This is a genomic window from Methylobacterium nigriterrae (assembly GCF_037106235.1).
GTDB lineage: Bacteria > Pseudomonadota > Alphaproteobacteria > Rhizobiales > Beijerinckiaceae > Methylobacterium > Methylobacterium nigriterrae.
Genome location: NZ_JBAWTG010000933.1, coordinates 1 through 265, shown reverse-complemented (window position 1 = coordinate 265; position 265 = coordinate 1). Strand labels below are relative to the sequence as shown.

At 66.0% G+C, this 265-nt stretch carries 1 protein-coding gene; it reads left to right on the top strand.

Features of this window, described 5'->3' with window-relative positions; genetic code table 11:
- A partial coding sequence (locus WDW90_RS41305; RefSeq protein ID WP_336493073.1) for a penicillin-binding transpeptidase domain-containing protein occupies positions 1 to 265 on the top strand: 265 nt, incomplete at both ends.

Here is a 265-nt window from a genome sequence, read left to right as displayed (position 1 = left end):
GAATGGCCAGCTCGGCTACAGGGGCGAGACGACGCTCATGGAAGCGTTTGCGGCATCGCGCAATGCCGCTGCCGTTCGGCTCACCCAGGAGCTTGGGGTCAAGCGCGTGGCGGAGGTGAGCCGACGTCTCGGGATCGAGCCTGGCCCCGATCCGGATGCCGGGTTTGTCCTGGGCTCGTTCTCGACCAGCGTAATGAGCATGACGGCGGCCTATACCACTGTCGCCAATGGCGGATATCGCGCGGCGCCAACAGGGGTTCTGGCC